Genomic DNA, 24,701 nt, shown 5'->3' with positions numbered 1-24,701 from the left:
GTGACGTCGTGTCACGGTCCGGTGTGCGAACGAGCTTCGAGGCAAGTGTCGACACTTTGCCGGCCAGGCCGTTCGGGGGCCGGCGCGGGCCGGCGGTCGCCGACCCGCGTGCGGGTGCCCGGTCAGCCCCCGTTGACCAGCTGGATGTAGTAGTCCCAGTCCCAGTGCGGGCCCGGGTCGGTGTGGTCGTTGCCCGGCACCTCGTTGTGGCCCACGATCCCGCTACGGTCCTTCGGGATCCCGTACGTGTCGCACAGCCACGTGGTCAGCGCCGCCGACGAGCGGTACATCGCGTCGGTGAACCACGACGGGTCGTCGACGAAGCCCTCGTGCTCGATGCCGATCGAGTACGGGTTGCCCGAGCGCGCGTGCCACGCGGTGTCCGCGTCGGCGACCATGTGCGTGATCTCGCCGTCCGCCGAGCGCACCACGTAGTGCGCGCTCACCTGCGAGTCGGGGTTCTGGAACCAGCTGATCGTCCCCGCGTACGAGCCCTGCGTCACGTGGATGACCACCGTGGTGATCGCAGAGGACCGGCCGACCGAGTAGTTGGCGCTGTGCGCCGGGTTCCAGATGGAGTTCGGGTAGTCCATCGCGTGCACGTCGCCGGACACGTCGTCCAGCGCGCGGACGCTCGCGAAGCGACCCTGCTCCGGCCGCACGAACTGGCCGGCGACCACGACGTCCTCGCCGCGGGCGTTGGCCCGAACCCCGTTGCCCAGCAGGTCGTACACGGTGTCGGCGTACATCTTGGCGACCCGGTCGTCGGTGGCACCGCTGTAGGCCGCGACCACCGGGTACCAGGCGCCGAGCCGGGTACGGTCCGCCGCGTCGAGGCCGTGCTCGTCGGCGAGCGCACGCAGCACGGCCGCACCGCCGCGGATGTTGGTCGCCAGGTCGGTCTTCAGCGCGTGCGCCGGCGCCCCGGTGAGGTCGGCGGCCTGCTCGAGGGTGTGCCGCTTCGGGTTGCTGACCAGGTGCATGACGCCGAACCCGTTGTCCTGGCTGGGTTTCCCTCCGTGCCCGTCGAGGTGGGTCTCGCCGTAGCCGACCGCGACGACCAGGTCGCGCGGCACGTCGAACTCCGCCGCCGCGGCCGCGAACGCCTCGTTCGCCGGGCCCGCGGCCGTGGCATCCTGCTGGCCGGTCGCCGGGCCGCCGGCGAGTACGACCGTGGCCACCACCGCGCCCGCGACCGCGGCGACGCCATTGATCTTCACTGCCTTGCGCATGATCCGCTCCTCACTGCTCGGTGCCGGGCTCGAGAGCCGCCAACCCGCCGACCTCGGCGAGCATCTCGTTCGCCTTGCCCTCGGCCTGGTCGTAGCGCTCCGGGCAGCACGATCGCTGCACGGTCTGGGCGAGCAGGCCAGCGGTGAGGTCGGGGTAGAGCGGCTCGTTGTGAATGGCCTGGGTGAAGAACTGGGTCGCCGCGTACGTGACGTCCATGATCTGCTCGGGGGTGCCCCAGCCCTGGCTCGGGCGCTGCTGGAACACGCCGAGCGAGTCCTGGTCGCCGCAGGGCAGGTTGTTCATGTGCGACTCGACCCAGCCGGCCTCGAACCCCGCGAGCATGACCTTCGGGGAGGCGCCCATGTCGACACCGACCTGGTAGACGGTCTGCGTGACGGCGAGGTCGCGGTCGGGCGGGATGCTCGGGCAGTCCAGCGGTCCGACGGCGGCGGGGACGTGCCCGCCCGGCACCGCCGCCGCGGGGTCGGCCGAGTCGGACCCCGGGCTCGCCAGCGCGGCGGTCGTCACGAGCCCCGCGGCCGCTACCGCCGCGGTCAGTGCGAGCGCCAGCCGGCGTACGGGAGTGAACGTAGTCAATCGAACCCCCTCGCTACATGACAGAGTGCCGATGTCACGCTCAGTGTCTGTTTGGGTGCTATCTGACTACTACCGACGAATGTCGGTGTGAAATTCACAGAACCGCATACAGAAATCGGTTGGCCGGCGCCCGACGGGTCGGCAGGATCCGCCCATGACCGACGCGCGCAAGGCCATCGACCGGCACGTGGAGACGATCACCGCACGGGACCTGAAGGGGTACGCCGCCACGCTGCACGACGACGTGGTGCTGGTGCTGCCGACCGGGACCACGCTCGCCGGCAAGGAGGCCGTCGTCGGCTTCCACCAGGAGTTCTTCGCCGACCCCGACTGGACCCAGGACCTCGCCGAACGCACCATGACGGTCGGCGAGCACACCGCCCGCGCGCTGTTCGAGGCGGACTACCGGGACGTCGACGCGGCGGGGGAACCGGTCCGCAAGCGGTACCTCGTGGGTCTGGTGTTCACGCGCGTGGGCGAGGAGTGGCTGCTCCTGCACGACCAGTGCACGCCCGTCTGACCGGCCCAACCTTGTGCGCGACGGTAGCCGCGCCGTACCCCGGCTCGTACCGTGCCGCGGCGATCGCAGCCACAGCAACGTGAACGCGAGCCCGGCGTCGGTCTCGCGGACGTACACCCGCCACCAGGCCACGTGCAGCTCACCGCACCGACGCGGGGTGGCGAGGACGCCCAGCAGCGCGTCGGGACACCGTCCCGTCCACTGTGGACAGCCGAGGGGTCGAGCCGGCCCCGGCCAGCGGCACGAGGTCGGTCAGCCGGCGCTCCGCTTCCTTGACGTGCACCGCGCCGCCGTGCGTCCCGGTCCGGCTCACCGACTCCCGCCGGTGCCGGCCGGCCCGGCTGCAGGTGCTGGCCTCGCCGCTGGACGTGCCGGGGGAGCTGCGCGACGTCGCCGGCCTGGCCGAGGTGGCGGCGACGCCCGGGGTGGCCGCGGTCGACGTGTTCGCCTCGCCCGGCGACCTCGTCCGGCCGCACACCGAGTCCGGGCACAAGCTCGGCTGGCTCGTGGTCACCGCGGACCGGGCTGAGCGGCTGCCCGCCGTGCTGCGCCGCGCCCGGCGCCGGCTGCGGATCACCGTGGCACCGATGGCCGTGCCGACTCGCCAGCCCGCTTAGTGCGTTCTGCTGCGCCGCGCCCCCGGTGGTGCCAGGCTGGTCCGAGATCAACACCGGAGGTCGGAATGCCGTTCGCTCATCTCGGCGCTGACCGGCGCGCACACGTGCCGGTCAGCGGGTTCGCCCACACCACCCAGACCAGGCATGGATGAGCTGCACGTCGCCGCCGAGCTGACCGCCGAGTACCTCTCCCGGGTCGACGGCAGACCGGTCTGGCGCCCGGTCCCCGGCGTGGACGCCGAATGGCTTGCGGGACAGGACCTTCCCGAGTCCGGCCGGCCGCTCGCCGACCTGCTCGCGGACATCCGGGACCGGATGCTGCCGTACCCGATGGGCAACGGGCATCCGAGGTTCTTCGGCTGGGTGAACTCCGCGCCGTCGCCGGCCGGCGTGCTCGTCGAGCCGCTCGCCGCGGCGCTGAACCCGAGCTGCGCGGGTGGCGACCATGCCGGCGTGCTGCTGGAGCGGGCGGTGGTGCGCTGGCTCGCCGGCCTGGTCGGCTATCCGCACCGGCCGGGCGGCGGGCTGCTCACGAGCGGCGCCTCGCTCGCCACGGTCACGTGCCTGGCGGCGGCCCGGCAGCGGGCGGCGCGTGCCGACGGCTGGGACGTCCGCACCGACGGGCTGGCCGGGCGGCCACCGTTCACCGGGTACGTGTCGGCGGAGGGGCACGGCTGCCTGCGGAGGGCGGCCGAACTGCTGGGCATCGGCTCGGCCTGGGTGCGGACGATCCCGGTCGACGACCGCTTCCGGATGTCGGCCCCCGAGCTGCGCTCGGCGATCGAGGCGGACCTGTCGGCCGGTGCCCGCCCGTTGTTCGTCGCGGCGAACGCGGGCACGGTCAACACGGGTGCGGTCGACCCGTTGGACGAGCTCGCCGGCATCGCGGCCGAGCACGGCCTCTGGTTCCATGTGGACGGTGCGTACGGGGCGCTGGGCGTGCTGGCGCCGTCCGCCGCGCCCGAGTTCATGGGGCTCGAGCTCGCGGACTCGCTGGCGCTGGACCCGCACAAGTGGCTCGGGGTACCGGTCGACTGCGGCTGCGCGCTGTTCGCCGACCCGTCCTGCGCGCGCGACGCGTTCAGCCTGGTTCCGGCGTACCTGCGCGACGAGGAGTCCGGCGAGCTCGGCTGGTTCGCCGAGTACGGGCCGGAGCAGACCCGCCCGTTCCGTGCCCTGCGCACGTGGGCGACGATGTCGCATCTGGGCCGCGCCGGCATCGTCCGCCTGGTCACCCGAACGACGGAGCTGGCCCGCACGCTGGCCGCGATGATCTCCGAGGAGCGCGACTTCGAGCTCCTCACGCCGGTCGTGACCTCGATCGTCGCTTTCCGCTACCGGCCACTGGGCAGGCCGCACGAGCTGGACGAGCTCAACCGTGCGATCCCGGCCGTCGTACGACAGGGCGGTCGCGCGTTCCTGACGGGCACGAGGCTGGGCGAGGCCGAGGCACTGCGCGCCTGCGTGCTGAACCCGTCGACGACGGAGAAGGACCTGGCGGGCCTGCTCGGCGAGATCCGTCTCGCCGCCCGCCGCTTTCGGTCCGCGGCCCCGCCCGGGCATCCGACTAAGGGATCTTGACGGTTGGGCTGCCAGGTGGTCTCATCGGCTTGAAATTTATTCATGTTTCTTGTCGTGGCCATCGGGAGGCCGTGGTGTCCCTGCTCAAGCGTTCCCTGCTGGCGGCCGGAGTGGCCGTCACCGTCACCACCGCCGGGGTGATCTCGGCCGGCGCCGCGCCGCCCGGCCAGGACGCCGCCGCGCTGCCGACCGCGGCCGTCGCGCTCGGCGACAGCTTCGTCAGCGGCGAGGGCGGCGGCGACTACCAGCCGGTGACCGACCTGGGCGGTGTGCCGCAAGGCTTTCCGGGATGGTCGGCGCCCAACGACAACGCGTTCTTCTGCCACCGGTCGGCCAAGGCCTCGCTGATGCAGGCGAACCTGGCCGGCATCTCCACCCGCTTCAACCTCGCCTGCTCCGGCGGGCAGCCGCACGACATCGCGAACCCATCGGCGAGCCGGGAGAAGGGCCGGGCCGTCGCGGCCCAGCTCGACCAGCTCCGCACGGTCGCCCAGACCCACGACGTCGACCTGGTCCTCGTCGGCCTCGGGTCGAACAACGGCTCGTTCACCTTCGGCGACGCGGCTTCGGTGTGTGCCAACCGGTTCATCGCCGACGCGTGGGTCGGCTGGTGGGAGTTCTGGGCCGGCGACCCGCCGCAGGAGCCCTGCACGATCTCCGACCTCGCCACCGACGCCGAGCTCGCCGCGGGCACCGCCGAGACCACCGACGCGCTGCGCGGCCTGCTCACCACCCTCGACCAGGTCGACGCGGACGGCCAGCACCGGATCGTGTTCCAGGGCTACACGAACCCCCTGCCGCCGGACTACGCGCAGCGGTACCACGAGGAGGACGGCCGGGCCGACGACCGGGACAAGTTCCGCGCACTCGGCGCCGAGCGCTACGCCGCGGGCTGCCCAGCCCACCGCGCCAGCCTGGCCGCCGGTCACCTGTTCTCCCAGGGCCTCGGCCGCCTCGTGCGGTCGACGCACACGACGCTCTCCGCCGAGTTCCCGGAGGCCGACCTGGTGTTCCTCGACGTGCAACGGGCGTTCGACGGCGCGCGGCTGTGCGAGCAGGACGGCAGCCCGGACAACGCGCTCGCCACGCCGATCCGGTTGCAGGACGGGCCGAGCGGCGTGCCCGTGACCAGTTTGGACGGTCGGGACAAGATCGCCATCCAGCGGATCGCGCAGACGTGCGTCGAGTACTTCCAGACCTGCCAGGAGTCCTGGCACCCCAACGCGAACGGATACGCGGTGCTCGGCCAGTGTCTCGCCGGTGCGGCGACCACGGCGAGCCGGTCGGTGTCGTGCGTGCGGCAGCCGGACGGGAGCGTCACCGTCGGCTAATTCGGTTGCCGATCTCCTCGGTCGCCTGCTGAGGTTGCCCGGCAACCCGCAGGCGACCGAGGAGAGGAACATGCGAGCAGCGTTCATGTCCATCCCATCTGGCATTTCCGTCTACCCAGAGGACATGACGCTTGAGTCGCACCCTGAACCTGGGAATCCTCGCCCATGTTGACGCCGGCAAGACGAGTCTGACCGAACGGCTGCTGCACGCGGCCGGGATCATCGACCGGGTCGGCAGCGTCGACGACGGCAGCACCCAGACCGACTCCCTGGCGCTGGAACGGCAACGCGGCATCACGATCAAGTCCGCGGTCGTCTCCTTCCGCATCGGGGACGTCACGGTCAACCTGATCGACACACCCGGTCACCCGGACTTCATCGCCGAGGTGGAGCGGGTGCTCGGCGTGCTCGACGGCGCGGTCCTGGTGATCTCCGCCGTCGAGGGCGTGCAGGCCCAGACCCGCGTCCTCATGCGGACCCTGCGGCGGCTGCGGATCCCGACGCTGATCTTCGTCAACAAGATCGACCGAGTCGGCGCCGACACCGACCGCGTGCTGCGGGCGATCGCCGGCAAGCTCACCCCGGCGATCGTCCCGATGACGGCGGCGACCGGGCTCGGCACCCGCGCCACCCGCGCCGTGCCCTGCCCCGGGAACCCGCCGGGGCTGGCCGAGGTGCTCGCCGAACACGACGACGCGCTGCTCGCGGCGTACCTGGAGGGCGGGGTGCCCGGCGACCGGTTGCGCAAGGAGCTGGTGGCACAGACCGGCCGGGCGCTCGTGCACCCCGTGTACCTCGGCTCGGCGATCACCGGGACCGGCGTCGACGAGCTCAGCATGGGCATCGCCACGCTGCTGCCTGCCACCGAAGGGGACCCGGACGCACCGGTGTCGGGCACGGTGTTCAAAGTGGAGCGTGGGCCGGTGGGGGAGAAGATCGCCTACGTGCGGATGTTCGCCGGCACCGTGCGGCTACGTGACAGCGTGCGGTTCGGCGACGGCAAGCGCGGCAAGGTGACCTCGGTCGGCGTGTTCGACGACGGCACGGCCGTGCCGCGGAAGGCCGTCGTGGCCGGGCAGGTCGGAAGGCTGTGGGGCCTGCGCGACATCCGGATCGGGGACACGATCGGTCGTGGCCGCGCGGCGGGCGAGCACCACTTCGCCCCGCCGACGCTGGAGACCGTGGTCGTCCCGATCCGTGCGGCCGACAAGGGCGCTTTGCATGCCGCGCTCGTCCAGCTCGCCGAGCAGGACCCGCTGATCGACCTGCGGCTCGACGAGCTCCGGCAGGAGATCTCCGTGTCGCTCTACGGCGAGGTGCAGAAGGAGGTCATTCAGGCGACGCTCGCCGACGAGTTCGGCCTCGCCGTGTCGTTCCGCGAGACGACCACCATCTGCGTCGAGCGGCCGGCCGGCACGGGTGCGGCTTTCGAGCTGATCGGCAAGGCGCCCAACCCGTTCCTCGCCCAGGTCGGTCTGCGGGTGGACCCGGCACCGGCCGGCAGCGGCGTGGAGTTCCGGCTGGAGGTCGAGCTCGGGTCGATGCCGTATGCCTTCTTCAAGGCGGTGGAGGAGACCGTGCACGACGTCCTCGGTCAGGGCCCGCACGGCTGGCAGGTGCTCGACTGCGTGGTCACGATGACGCATTCCGGCTACTACCCGAGGCAGAGCCACGCGCACCAGAAGTTCGACAAGAGCATGTCCAGCACGGCCGGGGACTTCCGCAACCTCACGCCGCTGGTGCTGATGGCGGCGCTGCGGCGGGCGGGCACGGTGGTGTACGAGCCGATGCACCGCTTCCGCCTGGAGATCCCGGCGGACACGCTCGGCGTGGTGCTGCCGGCGCTGGCCCGGCTGCGCGCGGTCCCATCGACGCCGTATCCGGTGGGCACGGCGTATCTCGTGGACGGCGATGTGCCGGCGGGCGCGGTGCACGAGCTGGCGCAGCTGCTGCCGTCGTGGACGCGCGGCGAGGGGGTGCTGGAGTACGAGTTCGACCACTACCGGTCGGTCACCGGGCCGGTGCCGAGCCGCCCGCGGACCGCCGCAACGCCTGGAAGGCGTCCTTCAGGTCGTCCAGCGTCCTGAAGGACGCCTTCCGGGCATTCGGGCATTCAGCGGGACTGCTTGAACGCGTGCAGCCGCACCCGTGCGTCGCGGTACCGGTCGATCGCCCACCGGAACGGCCGTGGCACGAGCTGGTCAGAGAGCTCCGCGCGTGACTCGTCGGCCTGCTTGCGCTCCAGGTCGAGCCGGTGCAGCAGCCCGGCCACCGCGTACATCGCCGCGTCGAGCATCTCGGTGTCGGTCACCTCGTCGGGGTGACGCGGCTCCTGCCCGCCGGCCGTCGGCAGCAGGTCGTCGAGGTCGCCGGTGACCTGGTAGCCGGCCTCGCGCAGCGCCTGGACGATCTCCTTGCCCTTCTGCAGCACCCAGTCCTGGTCCTCGGCCGGCAGCCGCAGCGGCGTCGAACCGGGCCGCGCGGCGAGCACGTCCACCGCGAGGAGGTTCTTGACCAGGCTCTGGTACGTCGGCCACTCCATGTTGCCGACGAGCAGGTCGTTGAGCCGCCGCACCACGTTGGTCTCCACGACGCCCATCGACGGGTTCTTGACGTCGACCTCGACCGGCCGGTTCGCCGGGTCGATGCCGACGGTCGTCGCGAACCGCGTCCACAGCTCGTCGCGTGCGGCCCCGCGCGGCACGGTCACGATGTGCACCCGCTCGGCCGGCAGGTCGCCCGCCCAGTTCCGCAGCACCGCCGGCAGGTCCTGGTAGCTCCAGAAGGTCTTCGCGAAGAACGGGTCGATCGAGTCGTCCAGGCAGCGCAGTGAGCGGGTGAACTCGCCGAAGGTGAGCCGGCCGCAGTTCTTGACGTCCTCCTGCCACACCGCGGGCACCTGGCGGGCGAGGTCGCGGGCGGTGAGCACGACGTGCACCTCGAGGCCGGCGAGCGAGCGCATGGCGCGCGTGATCGCGTCCGGGGCGGCGCTGCCGAGCATCTCGTGGGAGACGATCGACGTGTCGGGCCAGGCACGGACCTGGTTGACGATCCGGTCCCACGCGCCGGCCACGTCCGGGTTGACGTGGCCGTGCCACTTGAGACCGCGCAGATCGTGGGTGGCGAGGAAGTGCGCGTCGGGCCGCTTGCCGGGGTAGAGCACACCGGCCTCACGCAGCGCGCGGCGGTTGGACCACAGCACCTCCTGGAGGTGGGTGGTGCCGGTCTTCGGTGAGCCGATGTGCAGGAACACGCGTTGCCGCGCCATGTCAGGCTCCCTGGACGAGGACGAGGACGGAGACGAGGCGGGTCACGGTCTCTTCGAGCGAGCCGGCACCGTCGACGACGAGGTCCGGGTGCTCCGGCGTCTCGTAGCCCTGGCCGATGCCGGTCATGTTGGGCAGCTTGCCGGCCTTCGCCTTGGCGTAGAGCCCCTTCGGGTCCCGCTCGGCGCACACCTCGGCCGGGGTGTCGACCCAGCACTCCACGAAGTCGCCGGCCTCGAACAGGCTCTTGGCCACCATCCGGTCCGCGCGGAACGGCGACACCAGCGCGACGATGACGATCAGGCCGGCGTCGAGCAGCAGCCGCGCGGTCTCCGCGACCCGTCGCACGTTCTCCGCGCGGTCCTCCGGGGTGAAGCCGAGGTCCTTGTTCAGTCCGCCTCGGACGTTGTCGCCGTCGAGCACGTAGGTGTGCAGGCCCATGCCGTGCAGCCGCCGCTCCAGCGCGTCGGCGATCGTGGACTTGCCCGCGCCGGGCAGGCCGGTCAGCCAGATGACCCGCGACTGCTGGCCCTTCAGGCGGGCGCGCGCGGCGCGGTCGACCGCGTAATCGTGCGGGACGATGTTGGTGCCGCGGCGCAGCGCGTAACGGATCATGCCGGCGGCGACGGTGTCCTTGCTGACCCGGTCCACGAGCAGGAAGCTGCCGGTGTCCCGGCTGGCGTCGTACCGGTCGAGCGAGATCGCGCCGTCGGTGCTCAGCTCGACCGTGCCGATCTCGTTGATGCCGAGCGTGCGGGCCGCGAGCTGCTCGCCGGACGTGACGTCGAGCTTGCCGCGGATCGTCGTGACCACGGCGGGCACCATGAGCGGGCCGGCCAGGAGCAGGTAGGACCGGCCGTGGGCGAGCGGCTCGTCGGCGGTCCACACGAGGTGCGCGGAGAACGCGGTCGCCGGCTGCAGGGCGCCCCGGGTGGCCGGCGGCGTGGTGAGCAGGTCGCCGCGCCGCACGTCGAGCTCGCTCGCCAGCGTCACCGTCACCGGAGTGCCCGGGTCGGCCCGGTCGACCTCGCCGTCGGGGCCGAGCACCCGCTCGACGGTCGACGCCGCGCCACTGCCGGCGACGACCACGGGGTCACCGGGGCGAACCGGCGCGCCGACGACCGTACCGGCGAGACCACGGAAGTCCCCGGCGCGGACGACGTACTGCACGGGCAGCCGGAAGCCGCTGTCGTCGCCGTCGGCGATCTTCGGGGCCGGCGGCTGCCAGGCCGCCAGCGCGCCGAGCACGGTCGGCCCGTGGTACCAGGGCATGTTCGCCGAGCGGGCGATCACGTTGTCCCCGCTGAGCGCGCTGACCGGGATGACCTCCACGTCCTCGACGTCGAAGCCAGCCGCGGCGGCGCGCACCCCGCCCGCGAGCTCCTCGTGCAGCACATGGTCGAAGCCGCGTGCGTCGAGCTTGTTGACCGCGGCGATCACGGTGCGCACGCCCATCAGCGCGCAGACGGCCAGGTGCCGGCGGGTCTGCGCGCGGATGCCCTTGGTGGCGTCGACGAGCAGCAGCGCCACGTCGGCGGTCGAGGTCGCGACCGCCATGTTTCGGGTGTACTGCTCGTGGCCGGGCGCGTCCGCGATGATCACCCGCCGGCCCGAGGGCAGGTCGAGGTGGCGGTAGGCGACGTCGATCGTGATGCCCTGTTCGTGCTCGGCCTCGAGGCCGTCGGTGAGCAGGGAGTAGTCCACCTCGCCGGCGGGCACGGTCGAGCCGCCGCGGCGGGTGCGCCGGGCGTAGTCGAGCTGGTCCTCGGGGACGCTGTTGGTCTCCGCGAGGAGCCGGCCGATCAGCGTGGACTTGCCGTCGTCGACCGAGCCGCACGCGATGAGCCGCAGGACCGAGACGGGCCGGTGCTCGTGCTCGGGGCGGGCGGGGGACTCGCTGGTGAGGGTCATCAGAAGTAGCCCTCCGCCTTCTTGCTCTCCATGGACTTGCCGCCCTCGCCGTCGATGAGCCGGCCGGCGCGCTCGGAGCGGCGGTCCGCGCGCATCTCGTCGATGAGCTCGTCGAGGTTCTCGGCCTTCGACTCGACGGCCGCGGTGAGCGGGTAGCAGCCGAGCGTGCGGAAGCGGACCAGGCGCTGCTCGGGACGCTCGCCCTCGTGCAGGGGGTAGCGGTCGTCGTCGACCATGATCAGCTGGCCGCCGCGCTCGACGACCGGACGAGGCGCGGCGAAGTACAGCGGGACGACCGGGATGGCCTCGCGTCTGATGTAGCGCCACACGTCGAGCTCGGTCCAGTTGGACAGCGGGAACACGCGCATCGACTGGCCGTCGGCGAGCTCGGTGTTGGCGCTGCGCCAGAACTCCGGGCGCTGCTTGCGGGGCTCCCAGCGGTGGCCGGGCTCGCGGAGGGAGAACATCCGCTCCTTGGCCCGGGAGCGCTCCTCGTCGCGGCGCGCGCCGCCGATCGCCGCGTCGTAGTCGCCCTCGTCCAGTGCCTGGCGCAGGGCGACGGTCTTCATGATCCGCGTGTACTCGTGGGAGCCGTGGGTGAACGGCGTGACGCCGTCGGCCCGGCCCTGCTCGTTGGTGTGCACCTGCAGGTCGAGCCCCAGCCGCCGCGCGGTGGCGTCCCGGAAGTCGATCATCTCCCGGAACTTCCAGCCGGTGTCGATGTGCACGACCGGGAACGGCACCGGCCCGGGCGCGAACGCCTTGACCGCGAGGTGCAGCAGGACCGAGGAGTCCTTGCCGATGGAGTAGAGCAGCACGGGCCGGCGGAACGCCCCGGCGACCTCGCGCAGGATGTGGATGGCCTCCGCCTCGAGTACGTCCAGGACGGCTTCGGGCGAGATGGCTTCCTCCGCCTCGACAGGCACGTGCGCTCCATCCTCATTGTCGCGATGTGTTCGGTGACCGAGTTCGGTCGGCAAGAGTAGCTGGTCCGACCTGGGAGCCGAGACGGCGGGAGCCACCATCGCCGGTCATCGGCGGTGGTGGCTCCCGGGCAGTGCCGTTGGGCCAGTCGTCCTTCTAGCAGGTCTGCGCGTAGCGGCACGCCACGACGGACGGGCGCTCCACGGGCTGGCCCTCCTCGATCGACCACGCCAGCCGCACGAACTGGGCGTGCGTCCAGATGAGCGGGGTCGCCGACGTGGTGCCGGTGCCGGGCCGCTCCTCCGGTGCCGGCGGGCGGTTGTCCCATACCTGCTCGGGCAGCATCAGGCTGTCGCTCGCGGTGGCCGCGATCGTCCGCAGCCGCTCGCGCGCCGACTCGGGGTCGCCCGCGAGCAGCTCGTACTCGCCGCGCTCGCCGTTGAAGATCGGCCACAGCCGGCCGTACGTGCGGGTCGGCTCCGGCGTCGGCCAGACGACGTCCCACGGCCCGCCGGCCGCCTGCTCGCCGTAGCCGTCGCTGGTGAAGCGGTGCCACAGCTGGCCGGCCGGCGTCCGCTCGCCGAGCTCGGCGTCGACTACGCCCACGGTGTTCACGATGGCCGGGTCGTCGGCGGGCTTCACGCCGAGCCGCGCGAGCTCGAGGAAGCTCGGGTCGACGACCGTGCGCTGGTCGACCTCACCCGGGTTGTTGTCGCCGAGGTTGTACTTCGTGCCCTGGTTCGGCTTGCCGTCCTTGGTCAGCCGCAGGTAGTACGGGTCCGGCGAGAGCGGGCCGTTGCTGGTCACCGTCCAGCCGTCCACCGACGACGCCCACGAGTCGGCGATGTCCAGGTAGCGCTTCGCGCCCACGCTGTCGCCCGACCGCTCGAGCAGGTCCGCGAGGCACACCAGGGCGGCGATCTCGGCCGCGATCGTGGCGGGGGAGTAGCCGCTCTGGTTCTCCCAGCGCTCCTGCTCGGTCCACGGTGCGGTGTTGCCGTCCTTGCTGTAGTTCACCATGAACTCGGCGGCCTTGCGCAGACCGTCCAGAGTGGACGCGTCGGTGCGGTTGAGGAGCCAGGCGAGGAGCATGGGCGACGCGGTCTCGTCGAGCTGGATCGAGGTCCAGTACGGCTCCCCGGTGACCCGGGTGTTCTGCGCCAGGTGCCCGTCGGGCTGCTGCTGGACGGTCAGCATGTAGTCCAGCGCCCGGTTGGCGCCCTCCTCGTCGCCGGCGGCGATCAGTCCGGTCGCGATCTGGTAGAGGTCGCGCGGCCAGACCAGCGCGTAGGAGCCGAACTCCGGCGCGATCTGTCGGTCGAAGCCGAACGCCCACGGGAATCCCGGTGCGGCGATGTACGCGCCGCGATGGGTCTTGTCCTCCGAGGCGGCCAGCATCATGAGCGAGCTGTCGTAGACCTGGCGTTCGTGGCGGGAGTCGACGCTCTTCGGCGGCTGCTTCAGGCTACCGAGGTAGTCCCGCCAGCTCTTGGCGTACGCGGACGCGGCGGTCTGGAAACCGGCCGACAGCGTGCTGTTCGCGGTCCGCACGGCCTCGTCGCGGTTCTTGCCGAAGCCGAGGACCAGCGTGTCGTGGCCGTTCTGGACACCGTCGAGGTTCAGCTTGCCGGTCTGCACGACGTTGCCCGGACCGGCGTTGCCGTACGTCCAGTCCATCGTGTGATCGTCGGCGAGGTCGGTCCAGCCGTCGCTGGTGCCGAGGTAGCCGGTCGAGGTGGCGGCGAACCCGCCCTCGGCGACCAGCGCGCTCGTCGTGGCCGCGTCGGAGGCGACCAACTCGGTCCCGCTCGTGCCGCTGTCGTCGTTGCCCTCGCGGGACAGCGCCGGGTCGTAGAGCACGTAGGCCTGCAGCGGCCGCTGCGACCGCAGGGTCACGTCGACCAGCACGCTCGCCCGCCGCGGGTCGGTGACGTAGGTGGTCTCGGCCTGCCAGCCGGTCCCGGTGGCGACCTGGCGGAAGGTGAGGCCGTGGTTGGACACGGGCTCGGTACGCACGTCGACGTCCTGCGCCCGCTCGGTGAAGGTCTGCCCGTCGGTGACCACGAGCTGCAGGTCACGCACGGCGGGCGTGCTCAGGTCGGGGTAGAAGACCTCGGTCATCCGGCCACCGCCGAGCGTGAACCACACGGGGCTCTCCGCGCCGCCGTGCGTGGTGCCGAACGCCTCCTTGTCGGCTGGCTGGTAGACCGCCTCGTCCCCGGGCCCGCCGGGTGCGTCACCTCCGCTGGCGATGGCCGGCGTCGCGGCGCTCACCATCGCCACGACCGCCGACAGGGCCCCCAACAGCACACTTCTCCGATGACGGTGTGTCAACCGCACGACGTTCCTTCCAGACGGAGAACGAGTCGGCCGATGCTAGGTGGGTGGCGCGGGAGCGCACCACCTACCAAAGGTGCCTGACGCCACGTCCCGCCGCGTGATCACCAACACTGTCTACTGTGGACCCGCCAGTGCGGTGAGCGTGCGCTCGCCGCCCGGATCCCCGGCGGTGGCCGGCACGACGGCGACCTCGTCGAGGCCGGCGTACTCCGCGATCCGGGCTCGCACGGTCGCCGCGGCACCGACCAGGCCGACCACGCGGGCGGCATCGGTGGGCAGCGCGGCCACGAGCGCGTCGCCGGTCGCGCCCCGCCGCGCGAGGTCCGACGGCCGCGCCGAACCCGGCGGCCACGAACACGTCCTGGTACTCGCGCACCGGCAGGTATCCGACCAGGACGCGCGTCAGCTGCGCGTAGGCGGCGTCGTCCGGGTCGACGGCGCGGGCGGCCAGGCGCGCCGGCGGGCGCTCACTCGCGGCGTGGAGCTTGGCGCGCAGCTCGCGGACCTGTGGTCGACGGAGACGAGGTCCAGCAGCATCCGATCGGCATACCGCGCCGCGATCCGGATGGCCCGGTCGCCGAACGCCGCGACTCGTGAGCGAGCTTGTGAACGGACCATCGGCACGGGGCGACCGCGAGCGGCTCCATCGAGCCTGGGAGGGGGAGTCGTGAGCGAGCTTGCGAGCGGACCATCGGCACGGGGCGACCGCGAGCGGCTCCGCCGAGCCTGGGAGGGGGAGTCGTGAGCGAGCTTGCGAGCGGACCATCGGCACGGGGCGACCGCGAGCGGCTCCATCGAGCCTGCGAGGGGGAGTCGTGAGCGGGCCGGTGGCGGGCGGGAGGCGGCGGGAGGCGGCGGCGGAAGCCGTGCGCGTCGGTGGCGCCGAACCACTCCCCGCGCCGGTGGGCGACGTAGGCGGCGGCGCTGTTGTCCCGCAGGTCGCCGACCGGGTGCGCGCGCGACCGGCCGTGCACACCCTCCACGACCCGGATGCTCGAGGTGCCCAGCGCGACGCCGACCGGCCGGCCGATCGTGGCCTCGACCGAGGCGGCCCCGCGCACGATCGTCAGCGGGTCGCGCACCGGTACCGGCACCGACCCGGCGGTGATCGCGATCCGCGCGGTCCTCGCGCCGACGGCGGCGGCCAGCGCGAACGCGTCCCAGGTGGGTCCCTCGCCGAGTCAGACCTCGCCGTACCCCAACCGGTCCGCCGTCGCCGCGACCTCGGCGCCTCGGTCGGTGGCTGCTCGTTCTCCCGCGCCGCGGCGACCACGCTGATCCTCAGGCGGCCACCGTACGCCGCGCCACGAGTGTCCTGTTCGGATTCGACGCCGTGCCAATAGCACGATCGACACCACCACCACAACCCTCGTTCGTCGCTCATCGCGGTCCGGTTTCGGCGACCAGCCTGATCATCGGGTGAACACGCCCAGTAGGCGGTTTCCGGATCCGACTTTCGGCCCGGGCCACATGGCGGTGTGACCACACCACCGAAAGGCCGACCGGTCCGGCGTCAGACGTCGCACGAACGTACCGCCTCTTCGGACGCGATCGTCCTGTTCGGACTGTGCTGGTCGGTCCGCCGGCGTCGTCGCGCCGGCCGGCACGACGGGGCGGCTACGCGCCGTGCCGCCGCCGCGCACACTATCGCGGCGTCGCCGAGAAATGTTGCATAACAAGCAAAAGTACTGTTCGAGCTGGCATCCCCGCGGCGATTCCAAGATCGGAACGACCGGCGGCTCTCGAGTGCATCACCGAAAACCCGGTGCGCGCAAGCGAAAGGACCGCGCGGCGCACACGGTCCGTAGTCGCCGCCGGCGGCAGATGCTGGGGCAGCGAGATATTTGCTTATGGGCGTTAGACTCTCGCCGCACGGAAGAGCGGATCGTTAATCACCGATCCGCATAGAGCCGCCAACCGAAATTGCCGCATACGAACGTGCCTACGCAAAGGGTGATCGGGCGGATGACAGAAACGGCGACGTCGGAAGTCGAATGGACGACCACCCGGTCCGGCGTGGGTGACACCGACTTCCGCGAGCTGATGAACGTATTCCCCAGCGGGGTCACCGTGGTAACCACTCAGGACCCCGACGGCACCCCGCACGGTCTGACGTGCACGTCGATGTGCAGTGTGAGCCTCCGGCCGCCGATCCTGTTGGCCTGCCTGCACAATCACAGCCAGACGCTCGCCTCCGTGCTGCGTCAGGGCACGTTCGCGGTCAACCTGCTGCATGCCGGAGGTCGACGGGCCGCCGAGGTGTTCGCCTCGGCCGTCCGGGACAGATTCGCGGCGGTCCACTGGGACCGCACGCCGAGACGCGGGCTGCCATGGCTCACGTCCGACGCGCACGCGGTCGCGGAATGCGACGTGGTCGAGGCCACCGTGGCCGGCGACCACGTCGTTGTCTTCGGGCAGGTTGACGGCGTGCTCACCAGGCCGCAGAACCCGTTGATGTACGGGTTGCGCTCCTACGCGGCCTGGACCGGTGCGTGAGCCGCGCGCACGAATTCCCTGCGCTGACAACCTTTCGTCAACTGTGAAGGACAGCCGATGGACAACCGGATCAAGAACGTCGTCATCCTGGGCGGGGGCACTGCGGGATGGATGACGGCATCCTATCTGGGGAAGGCGTTGGGCCCGACGGTCAACGTGACGGTGCTGGAGTCGCCGGCCATCCCGCGCATCGGGGTGGGCGAGGCGACGGTTCCCAACCTGCACCGCGCGTTCTTCCGCTACCTCGGTATCTCCGAGGACGAGTGGATGCGGGAGGTCAACGCGAGCTTCAAGATGGGGGTCCGGTTCATCAACTGGCGCACGGACGGGCCGAGCCAGGCCGGCGCGCGCACCCACAACGGCCGGCCGGACCACTTCGACCACCTCTTCGGGCTGCTGCCCAACCACGAGCAGCTGCCGCTGTCGCACTACTGGGCCTACAAGCGCCAGCTCGGCCTGACCGACGAGCCCTACGACTACGCGTGCTACCGGGAGACCCCCGTGTGCGACGCGATGCTGGCACCGCGGGAGCACGACGGTACGAAGTGGACGAACTACGCCTGGCACTTCGACGCCCAGCTGGTGGCCGACTTCCTGCGCCGGTTCGCGACCGGGCGCCTGGGTGTGCGCCACGTCGAGGACAAGATGACCGAGGCGCTACGTGACTCCCGCGGGTTCGTGACAGGCCTGCGTACCGAGCAGGGTCCGATCATCGAGGGCGACCTGTTCATCGACTGCTCCGGGTTCCGCAGCCTGCTGATGAACCAGGTGATGGAGGAGCCGTTCCTCGACATGTCCGACCACCTGGTGAACGACCGCGCGGTGGCGTCCCAGGTGCCCAACGACGACGCGGCCAACGGCGTCGAGCCGTACACCTCGGCGATCGCGATGAAGGCCGGCTGGACGTGGAAGATTCCGATGCTGGGCCGCTTCGGCACCGGCTACGTCTACTCCAGCCGATTCACCTCCCAGGACGAGGCGACCGAGGACTTCTGCCGCATGTGGGGGCTGGACCCGACCGAGCAACCGCTGAACCACGTGCGCTTCCGGGTCGGCCGCAACCGCCGCTCGTGGGTGAAGAACGTCGTGGGCATCGGCCTGTCGTCGTTCTTCCTGGAGCCGCTGGAGTCCAGCGGGATCTACTTCATCACCGCCGCGATCTACCAGCTGGCCAAGCACTTCCCGGACAAGAACTTCGACCAGATCCTCGTCGACCGGTTCAACCGGGAGATCGAGATCATGTTCGACGACACCCGTGACTTCATCCAGGCCCACTTCGCCCTCGCGCCGCGCAACGACTCCGAGTTCTGGCGTGCCAACAAGGAGATCGCGCTCGCCGACGACTTCAAGGAGAAGATCGCCATGTACCGGGCCGGTTTGGCCGTGAACATGCCGATCACGGACGAGTCGACCTACTACGACAACTTCGACGCCGAGTTCCACAACTTCTGGACCAACGGCAGCTACTACTGCATCTTCGCCGGCCTGAACTTCCTGCCCGAGCACGCCCTGCCGGCGCTGACCTACCGGCCGGACGCGGAGCGCCGCGCGGAGCCCGTCTTCGAGCGGATCAAGAAGCGCCAGCGGGAGCTGCTGGAGACGCTGCCCACGACCTACGAGTACCTGTGCCGGCTGCACAACAGGGAGCCGGAGGCGGCCCTGAGCGTCTGAGCCGCACTCACCCGTCCCGTCCCCGCGGACCAGGAGGTCGTGATCAGCGCGCGCCCGAAACCCGCCAGGGTTGCCGCGACGTATCTGGGACTCGTGGTCCTGCCGGCGGCCGCGGCGGTCGTCGCGCTCCTCGCGGCCGACATCGGCTCCGAGGGCCCGCCCCCCGGGGGCGCCGACCGCGGCTCGATCGTCGGGCACCCGCTGGCCCGGCTGTTCCTGGCGATCGCCGTGGTCGTCGGCGCGTGCAAGCTGGCCGGCGTGCTCGCACGGCGGATCGGGCAGCCACCGGTGATCGGCGAGATCGCCGCGGGCATCCTGCTCGGCCCGTCGGTGCTGGGCGCGCTGTGGCCGCAGGGCCGGGAGTGGCTGCTCCCGGACCAGGTGCTGCCGCAGCTCCACGTGCTGGCGCAGCTCGGTGTCGTGCTGTTCGTGTTCCTCACCGGGCTGGAGCTCGACCTCGGAAAGCTGAAGGGCCGCGGCCAGCTGGCGGTGGTCGTCAGCCACGTCAGCATCGTCGCGCCGTTCCTGCTCGGGGTGCTGCTCGCGGTGCCGGCCTACGAGCGGTTCGCCCCGGACGGGGTGGGCTATCTGCCGTTCGCGCTGTTCCTCGGGGTGTCGATGAGCATCACGGCGCTGCCGGTGCTCGCGCGGATCCTGGTCGACCTCGGCATGTACCGCAGCCGGATCGGCACACTGGTGATGACGTGCGCACTGGCCGGTGACGTGACGGCGTGGATCCTGCTGGCGCTCGTGGTGGCGGTGGTCGGGGTGTCGTCGATGGCCGGCGTGCTGACCACGGTGGGGCTGACCGCCGCGTTCGCCGGCCTGCTGTTCGCGCTGCGGCCGTGGCTGACCCGGGTGCTCGGCACGGCCCAGGCGCAGCGCGCGCGGCTGGTGGTGCAGCTGGTGCTGGTCGGGGTGCTCGTGTGCGCGACGGCGACCGAGTGGATGGGCGTGCACGCGATCTTCGGCGCGTTCCTGTTCGGCTTGGTGCTGCCCGGCGACAGCGCGGTGGGGCAGCGGCTGCACGGCACGATCGACAACCTGACCACGACGCTGCTGCTGCCGTTGTTCTTCGCCTACAGCGGCCTGCGCACCGAGCTGACGCTGCTGGGCGACGCGGGCATGTGGGGCTGGTGCGGGCTGATCCTGGTGCTCGCGGTGGCGGGCAAGCTGGGCGGCTCGGCGGTGGCCGCGCGCGCGATGGGCACGAACTGGAACCAGTCGCTGCAGATCGGCGCGCTGATGAACTGCCGGGGTCTCACGGAGCTGGTGGTGCTCAACATCGGCCTGGACCTCGGGGTGCTCACGCCCGACCTGTTCGCGATCATGGTCCTGATGGCCCTGATCACCACCGCACTGGCGGGGCCGGTCGTCACCGGCCTGCGCTCGTCGAGTACCGACAACCTCGATCCCGACACGCCGCCGCGGGACGCCGACCCACCGCCGGTCGACCCGTCACCGGCCGACCTGTCAGCCGTCGACACCGACGAGCCCGGGGCCGAGCCGGCCGGCCGGCGACAACCCGGTCACCAGTAGCCGCGGGCCTCAGACGGCCCAGCAGTTCAGGCGGACCGGCTCGCCGGCCAGGGCGTCGCGGATTCCGGAGTAGACGGTGCCGTCCAGTGCCAGACCGACGTGTGCCACGACGCGCAGCGGGCACTGCGACTGGATCAGCACGTTGGTGGCGCCGTCGCGCAGGGCGGCGTTCTCCACCGGGCGCACCAGCTCGTCCAGTGCGGTGTAGAGGTTCGTGTAGCGGACCGCGCCGATCGTGTCGGGGCCGTCGTTGAGCGCGTTGACGAACTCGGAGCCGACGGCCATCTGCTGGCAGGCCACGATGCCGAGGCAGTCGCCGCCGCCGAAGAACGCGGCGAGGTTGGCGACCGCGGTGCCGTAGTGCGGCGCGCCGAGGCTCACCAGGCTGTCCACTGTGGAGTCGCCGCCGAGGTACTTCACGTACTGCCGGGCGACGAGCCCGCCCTGCGAGTGGCCCACCAGGTCGACCTTCTCCGCCCCGGTCCGCGCCCGGACGTCGCCGGCGAACGCGGCCAGGTCCCGTGCGGTGTCGGCGATGTCGCCGGTACCGAGGTTCGTCAGCTCGAAGATGAAGACCTCGTGGTCGTCGGCGCGCAGCCGACCGGCCAGCGGCTCGTAGAAGAAGGCCGGGCCGAACGTGCCGCCCGCGATCACCACCGGGTCCCGGGAGTCGGCCGCGGCCGAGTCGCCGGGCCAGAGCAGGACGACGACGAGTGCGCAGATGATTCCGGAGATCAGCGAGCGGCGGCTGGCCGGGCGAAGACGCTTCATCGAGTCCTCCAACCGAACGGGTGAGCCCGTGGTGAAGTTCACGTTAAGGAGAGGCGTCGTCGCCACTCAACGGTAGAAAGTAGGGAAACCCCGGTGCGCGTGCCGCGCACCGGGGTTCACCGGTTCACCTCAGCGGACGCGGGTCAGGCGCCCCCGCCTCCGGGCTGCACCACTCCGTTCACGGTCAACGTGTACGGCGCGTACTGCTGGACCTGCTCGGTCGGCTCGTCGTAGGCGACCTCGACGACGACGTTCGGGAACAGCGCGAAGAACAGCAGCTGCAGCCTGCCCAGTCGCACCGAGTTCCGCCCGTCGATCTCGGCCTGCAGGCCGACCTGGTGCCTCTCGTCATAGCCGATGATGCGGAGGTTCCAGTTGTCCACCGGGACCGGGCGGATCTCGGTCGGCGAGTCGAACGGCTCCAGGCTGGACCCGTCGCTGACCTGCGTCGCGCCGACGGTGACGTCGTCGATCTTCACGCCACCCTCGTTGACGCCGCCGTCGCTGACGTACTGGAAGCCGAGCAGCACGGTCTGGCCCGCGAACGCGGACAGGTCGAACGTGTGCGGCTCGAATCCGGTCGTCGTGCCGTTCAGGCCGGGCCCGAGCGGTGCGGCCACGGTCCGGTCACCGGCGATCGGCGTGTACGTCGCGCCGCCGTCCGTGGAGATCACGACGTAGCCGTAGTCGAACCCGAACTCGGCGCCGTACTTCGCGTCGAAGCGCAGCGTCGGGTCCGCGGCCGGCACAGCGACGGACGTGACCGCGGTGGCGTTGATGTTGTTGCCGTTGCCCGACCACAGCACCGGGTCGCCCGCGCTGTCCGGGTCGTCGCTCACGACCGTCCACTCCAGCGGAAGCGACGGAAGTGTCTCGGCGCCCTGGAACTCGAACGACCTGAGTTGGGCACCCCGCAGCGGATTCCCGTTCGCCCTCTGGAGCCGGACGTAGTCCGCCCCGTTCGGCGCCGCTCCGGGGTCGTCGTTGACGTTCGGGTTCCCGAAGTTGACCGTGGAGCGCAGGCTCGGGGTGGTCACCCGGCTCTTCGGCACGCCGAGCATGATCCCGCGATTCGAGTCCCCGACGATCTGGTCCACCAGGACCATCGTCTGGAAGTCGTGGAGCACGCGGTACATGTCGTGCACGCCCTCGCCCTCCAGCGCCGCGTCGAGGCTGGCCAGCCCCTGGAGGTCGCCGTCCTCGTGTAGCCGGGACATGAAGTCCGCGCCGTAGCGGTCGAACAGGAACAGCATGAGCGCGTAGGTGTGGCCGTAGTCGGCGAGCACCTGGCTCGGAGTGCCCTCACCCCACAGGTTCAGCGAGTTCTCCGGACCACCGCAGTCCCTCGGGTTCGGGTTGAACGGCGTCTGCACCGAGCCGAAGCCCTGGAAGCAGATCAGGTGGCTGTCGTTGCCACGGTCGAAGACCGTGAGGTTGCCGTCCACGTAGCCGACCAGGGACTGGGCGAAGTCGGAGAGACCCTCGTTGATCCAGTTACCCTCGAACGGGTCGGTGTAGTAGTGCAGCAGGTGCTGCCACTCGTGCGCGAACACGCCCTCGTAGAGGCGCGGGCGACCCGGGCGGCTGGTGCACGGGTCGTCGGTCGGCGCGTCCGCCGGGTCCGCACCGCTGCGGTGCTCCCAGTCGAACGCGTCGATCGTCATCACGTTGCGGTCGAACAGCTCGTTGAACTGCGAGGAGAAGAAGCCGGCGATGTAGGTCGGCGCGGCCGGGAAGTCGTAGAAGTTGTCGTCCCGGACGTTGTCGATCAGCGCGACCGTCTTGTTGCCGTCGCCGGTGTAGTCGCCACCGTTCCCGTCGGGGTCCGGGCCGAGGATCGCGTTGGACCCGTCCCGGTCCGGCGGCGTGCTGAACGTCGCCGTCTCCTTCGGGTACATGTTGTTGTCGAACTCGCCGACGAGCTCGGCCACCTGGGCGTCGGTGACGTCGGTCGTGCCGGGGATGGCGGTGCGGCAGTCACCGGCGGGGAACGCGGTGTCGTTCGCGACCCACACCTCGATGTTGTCGCCGACGCCGCGCAAGGTGTAGTCCTTGCGGTACAGGATGCCGTTGAAGTCGTCCAGGCCCAGCCACTGCCGGACGGTGCCGACCGGCGGCGTACTCGCCGCGGCCGCCTGGGTCCGGCTCTGGGCCGCGGTGTTCGGGGTGTACTTGGCCGGCGTCTGCACCGGCTTGCCGTCGAGGGTGAAGTCCTTGCGGGTCAGTTCCCGGACGTCGCTCGCAGGAGGAGGAGCATCGTCGCTCGGCGCCGCGCCGGCCGACGATGCCGGAAGTACTTGCAGCAGGGGAACGAGGAGCACCGCGGCTGCCGCCGAGAGTAATCGGCTACGTCGCATGAAATCCCTTTCGCTCAACGCGCTCGCGGCGAAGGGATGTCCACGGACGCGCGCGCGTGTGACTGGTCTCGCATCTGACCGTTTCGATGGGAGACCGTCAGACGTTTCACATTCGGCCGCCCGATTGTGTCGGCGTTTGGAGTAATGTTTGGGAGCGCCGCGTTTGTACTGGTCAGGCCGTCGTAATGGATCTTTCGAAGTAACGGCCGCGCCCGTCCGGACCGGGCTCGCGGCACATCGTCGTGGACCGGTCGCACGCGAGCGATCCCGCCTCAGGCCGCGGTCGAACGCTCGCACGTCCGTGACGCAATGTCACCACGGTGGACGTGCGACGGCGTAGCGGCGCCTCTCAGTCGCGGTCCAGGAACGAGCCGCCCGCGCCGACGGTCCGCACGGCATCGACGAGCCGGAGGCCCAGCACGGTCTTGAGCATGAACCCGGACGCGCCGGCGGTGATCGCGTCCGCCCGGGTGCTGTCGTCGGAGGTGAGGATGAGGCAGCGCAGTTCCGGCTGCCGGGCGAGCAGCTCACGGCAGAGCTCGATCCCGTTGCCGTCGGGCATCCGCACGTCGATCACCGCGACGTCCGCGTCGACCTGTGCGGCGCGGGCCAGCGCCTCGGCGACCGTCGCGGCCTCGCCGACGATCTCCAGGTCCGCCTCGCCGGCCAGCAGCTCCGCGATCCCCTGGCGGACCAACTCGTGATCGTCGACCACCAGGATCCGTATCCCCACGGCCGCCTCCCGTTCCCCGACACACGGTAGAGCCTCCGGCCTCCTGGCACCGCCGGCGATCGGCCCGGACGGCCAGGGCCGAAAGTCCTTGTGCCGTAGGGACTTTCGGCGCTCGGCCGTCGGGGTCGCCTGGCGTTCGTCGATCAGCGGTGGCGGTACTGCCATCGGATGTCGCGCAGGAAGGACAGTGTCAGCACCGCGAGCGCGACCGCGGTGACCGCCACCGTCAGCAGCCGGGGGAGGAGCCCGGAGGCCGCCACCACGAGCACGACGCCCTGGGCCGCCGCGACGGTCTTGCGGGCCAGGCTCGGCGGCGGCGGCCGGCGCAGCCACCGCACGACGCGGCTCGCGACGAGGTAGACGTAGCGCCACGCGCCGATCGCCAGCACCCACCAGCCCACCGACAGCGCCACGTACCCGCTCAGCACCAGCAACAGGAACGCGTCGATCTCCATGTCGAACCTCGCGCCCACGCTGGACTCCGTGCCGGTGCGCCGGGCGACCTGGCCGTCCACGAAGTCCATCATCAGTGCGACCGCCGCGACGCCGGCCACCAGCGGTGCCGACCGGGCGTCGACGACCAGCGCGGTCACCCCGCCCACGAGCGCGGCTCGGCCGAGCGTCACCAGGTTGGCCGCGCCCAGCGTCACCGCGCCGGTACGGGATAGTCCGGCCGCGAGCGCGCCGCACACCACCACCGCGACCGCGAGGCCCGCGAGCCACCCCCGTGGACCCGGCCCGAGCGGGACCAGCACGGCCACCTGCGCGGCCAGCCCGACGCCGACCGCCCGCAGCGCCAGCACGGCACCTCCGC

At 71.3% G+C, this 24,701-nt stretch carries 22 protein-coding genes; 9 read left to right on the top strand and 13 right to left on the bottom strand.

The window, feature by feature from the left end:
- Window positions 1–122: 122 nt before the first annotated feature.
- Window positions 123–1,232 (bottom strand): N-acetylmuramoyl-L-alanine amidase, encoded by a 1,110-nt coding sequence (locus ACRDTB_RS04155; RefSeq protein ID WP_431428569.1) that lies wholly within the window; start codon window positions 1,230–1,232, stop codon window positions 123–125.
- A 10-nt stretch (window positions 1,233–1,242) separates the two neighbouring features.
- The gene (locus ACRDTB_RS04150; protein ID WP_431428568.1) at window positions 1,243–1,830 is read right to left on the bottom strand and encodes a hypothetical protein; all 588 of its coding nucleotides are present in this window, start codon (window positions 1,828–1,830) and stop codon (window positions 1,243–1,245) included.
- A gap of 154 nt (window positions 1,831–1,984) precedes the next feature.
- Here ACRDTB_RS04150 and ACRDTB_RS04145 point away from each other — a divergent pair, with 154 nt between their 5' ends.
- Complete coding sequence (locus ACRDTB_RS04145) at window positions 1,985–2,350, top strand: YybH family protein (protein WP_431428567.1); 366 nt, start codon at window positions 1,985–1,987, stop codon at window positions 2,348–2,350.
- Between the two features lie 139 nt (window positions 2,351–2,489).
- Here ACRDTB_RS04145 and ACRDTB_RS04140 read toward each other — a convergent pair whose 3' ends face one another.
- The gene (locus ACRDTB_RS04140; protein WP_431428566.1) at window positions 2,490–2,633 is read right to left on the bottom strand and encodes a hypothetical protein; all 144 of its coding nucleotides are present in this window, start codon (window positions 2,631–2,633) and stop codon (window positions 2,490–2,492) included.
- Here ACRDTB_RS04140 and ACRDTB_RS04135 point away from each other — a divergent pair.
- The 4 genes from ACRDTB_RS04135 (at window position 2,623) to ACRDTB_RS04120 (ending at window position 7,966) form a co-directional block, all read left to right on the top strand.
- Window positions 2,623–2,967, top strand: coding sequence for a hypothetical protein (locus ACRDTB_RS04135; RefSeq protein WP_431428565.1), 345 nt, complete (start codon window positions 2,623–2,625; stop codon window positions 2,965–2,967). The genes ACRDTB_RS04140 and ACRDTB_RS04135 overlap by 11 nt on opposite strands.
- A gap of 144 nt (window positions 2,968–3,111) precedes the next feature.
- Window positions 3,112–4,548 (top strand): pyridoxal phosphate-dependent decarboxylase family protein, encoded by a 1,437-nt coding sequence (locus ACRDTB_RS04130; RefSeq protein ID WP_431428564.1) that lies wholly within the window; start codon window positions 3,112–3,114, stop codon window positions 4,546–4,548.
- 74 nt (window positions 4,549–4,622) lie between these two features.
- Window positions 4,623–5,879 (top strand): hypothetical protein, encoded by a 1,257-nt coding sequence (locus tag ACRDTB_RS04125; RefSeq protein ID WP_431428563.1) that lies wholly within the window; start codon window positions 4,623–4,625, stop codon window positions 5,877–5,879.
- Window positions 5,880–6,010: 131 nt separating this feature from the next.
- Window positions 6,011–7,966, top strand: a complete 1,956-nt coding sequence (locus tag ACRDTB_RS04120; RefSeq protein WP_431428562.1) for a GTP-binding protein — start codon at window positions 6,011–6,013, stop codon at window positions 7,964–7,966.
- Between the two features lie 26 nt (window positions 7,967–7,992).
- Here the strand turns inward: ACRDTB_RS04120 and ACRDTB_RS04115 are convergent, their stop codons facing one another.
- From ACRDTB_RS04115 to ACRDTB_RS04090, 6 genes are all read right to left on the bottom strand, one after another.
- On the bottom strand, window positions 7,993–9,147 hold the full coding sequence (locus ACRDTB_RS04115) for a hypothetical protein (protein ID WP_431428561.1): 1,155 nt from the start codon (window positions 9,145–9,147) through the stop codon (window positions 7,993–7,995).
- Window position 9,148: 1 nt separating this feature from the next.
- Complete coding sequence (gene cysC / locus ACRDTB_RS04110; protein WP_431428560.1) at window positions 9,149–11,056, bottom strand: adenylyl-sulfate kinase; 1,908 nt, start codon at window positions 11,054–11,056, stop codon at window positions 9,149–9,151.
- Complete coding sequence (cysD, locus tag ACRDTB_RS04105) at window positions 11,056–11,982, bottom strand: sulfate adenylyltransferase subunit CysD (RefSeq protein WP_431428558.1); 927 nt, start codon at window positions 11,980–11,982, stop codon at window positions 11,056–11,058. The genes cysC and cysD overlap by 1 nt, the downstream gene beginning before the upstream one ends.
- Window positions 11,983–12,136: 154 nt before the next feature.
- On the bottom strand, window positions 12,137–14,290 hold the full coding sequence (locus ACRDTB_RS04100; protein ID WP_431428557.1) for a glycoside hydrolase family 15 protein: 2,154 nt from the start codon (window positions 14,288–14,290) through the stop codon (window positions 12,137–12,139).
- Window positions 14,291–14,434: 144 nt separating this feature from the next.
- Window positions 14,435–14,608 carry a hypothetical protein gene (locus tag ACRDTB_RS04095; RefSeq protein ID WP_431428556.1) on the bottom strand — a complete coding sequence of 58 codons (174 nt, stop codon included), beginning with the start codon at window positions 14,606–14,608 and terminating at the stop codon, window positions 14,435–14,437.
- A 179-nt stretch (window positions 14,609–14,787) separates the two neighbouring features.
- Complete coding sequence (locus ACRDTB_RS04090) at window positions 14,788–15,429, bottom strand: hypothetical protein (RefSeq protein ID WP_431428651.1); 642 nt, start codon at window positions 15,427–15,429, stop codon at window positions 14,788–14,790.
- Here ACRDTB_RS04090 and ACRDTB_RS04085 point away from each other — a divergent pair.
- The 4 genes from ACRDTB_RS04085 to ACRDTB_RS04070 all read left to right on the top strand — a co-directional run bounded on the left by ACRDTB_RS04085 (window position 15,311) and on the right by ACRDTB_RS04070 (window position 20,026).
- Entirely contained in the window at window positions 15,311–15,598 is a 288-nt protein-coding gene (locus ACRDTB_RS04085) for a hypothetical protein (protein ID WP_431428555.1), read from the top strand. The genes ACRDTB_RS04090 and ACRDTB_RS04085 overlap by 119 nt on opposite strands.
- A gap of 687 nt (window positions 15,599–16,285) precedes the next feature.
- The gene (locus ACRDTB_RS04080) at window positions 16,286–16,816 is read left to right on the top strand and encodes a flavin reductase family protein (RefSeq protein WP_431428554.1); all 531 of its coding nucleotides are present in this window, start codon (window positions 16,286–16,288) and stop codon (window positions 16,814–16,816) included.
- A gap of 57 nt (window positions 16,817–16,873) precedes the next feature.
- On the top strand, window positions 16,874–18,487 hold the full coding sequence (locus ACRDTB_RS04075) for a tryptophan halogenase family protein (RefSeq protein WP_431428553.1): 1,614 nt from the start codon (window positions 16,874–16,876) through the stop codon (window positions 18,485–18,487).
- A 39-nt stretch (window positions 18,488–18,526) separates the two neighbouring features.
- On the top strand, window positions 18,527–20,026 hold the full coding sequence (locus ACRDTB_RS04070; protein WP_431428552.1) for a cation:proton antiporter: 1,500 nt from the start codon (window positions 18,527–18,529) through the stop codon (window positions 20,024–20,026).
- Between the two features lie 9 nt (window positions 20,027–20,035).
- Here the strand turns inward: ACRDTB_RS04070 and ACRDTB_RS04065 are convergent, their stop codons facing one another.
- The 4 genes from ACRDTB_RS04065 to ACRDTB_RS04050 form a co-directional block, all read right to left on the bottom strand.
- Window positions 20,036–20,797 carry an esterase/lipase family protein gene (locus ACRDTB_RS04065; RefSeq protein ID WP_431428551.1) on the bottom strand — a complete coding sequence of 254 codons (762 nt, stop codon included), beginning with the start codon at window positions 20,795–20,797 and terminating at the stop codon, window positions 20,036–20,038.
- A gap of 143 nt (window positions 20,798–20,940) precedes the next feature.
- Window positions 20,941–23,118 carry a choice-of-anchor J domain-containing protein gene (locus tag ACRDTB_RS04060; protein ID WP_431428550.1) on the bottom strand — a complete coding sequence of 726 codons (2,178 nt, stop codon included), beginning with the start codon at window positions 23,116–23,118 and terminating at the stop codon, window positions 20,941–20,943.
- Between the two features lie 385 nt (window positions 23,119–23,503).
- A complete protein-coding gene (locus tag ACRDTB_RS04055; RefSeq protein ID WP_431428549.1) occupies window positions 23,504–23,887 on the bottom strand; it encodes a response regulator in 384 nt (127 codons plus the stop codon).
- 143 nt (window positions 23,888–24,030) lie between these two features.
- On the bottom strand, window positions 24,031–24,690 hold the full coding sequence (locus tag ACRDTB_RS04050; RefSeq protein ID WP_431428548.1) for a CDP-alcohol phosphatidyltransferase family protein: 660 nt from the start codon (window positions 24,688–24,690) through the stop codon (window positions 24,031–24,033).
- Window positions 24,691–24,701: the final 11 nt, after the last annotated feature.

The organism is Actinophytocola sp. (assembly GCF_050699935.1).
Classification (GTDB): domain Bacteria; phylum Actinomycetota; class Actinomycetes; order Mycobacteriales; family Pseudonocardiaceae; genus Actinophytocola.
The sequence above is the reverse complement of the archived record's forward strand: the minus strand, read 5'-3'. Positions and strand labels throughout refer to the sequence as shown.

Coding starts and splice junctions, on each gene's coding strand:
- ACRDTB_RS04130 (WP_431428564.1), top strand. CDS start 3,112: ATGGATGAGCTGCACGTCGCCGCCGAGCTGACCGCCGAGTACCTCTCC.
- ACRDTB_RS04115 (WP_431428561.1), bottom strand. CDS start 9,147: ATGGCGCGGCAACGCGTGTTCCTGCACATCGGCTCACCGAAGACCGGC.
- ACRDTB_RS04075 (WP_431428553.1), top strand. CDS start 16,874: ATGGACAACCGGATCAAGAACGTCGTCATCCTGGGCGGGGGCACTGCG.
- ACRDTB_RS04065 (WP_431428551.1), bottom strand. CDS start 20,797: ATGAAGCGTCTTCGCCCGGCCAGCCGCCGCTCGCTGATCTCCGGAATC.
- ACRDTB_RS04155 (WP_431428569.1), bottom strand. CDS start 1,232: ATGCGCAAGGCAGTGAAGATCAATGGCGTCGCCGCGGTCGCGGGCGCG.
- cysC (WP_431428560.1), bottom strand. CDS start 11,056: ATGACCCTCACCAGCGAGTCCCCCGCCCGCCCCGAGCACGAGCACCGG.
- ACRDTB_RS04145 (WP_431428567.1), top strand. CDS start 1,985: ATGACCGACGCGCGCAAGGCCATCGACCGGCACGTGGAGACGATCACC.
- ACRDTB_RS04080 (WP_431428554.1), top strand. CDS start 16,286: ATGACAGAAACGGCGACGTCGGAAGTCGAATGGACGACCACCCGGTCC.
- ACRDTB_RS04085 (WP_431428555.1), top strand. CDS start 15,311: ATGCTCGAGGTGCCCAGCGCGACGCCGACCGGCCGGCCGATCGTGGCC.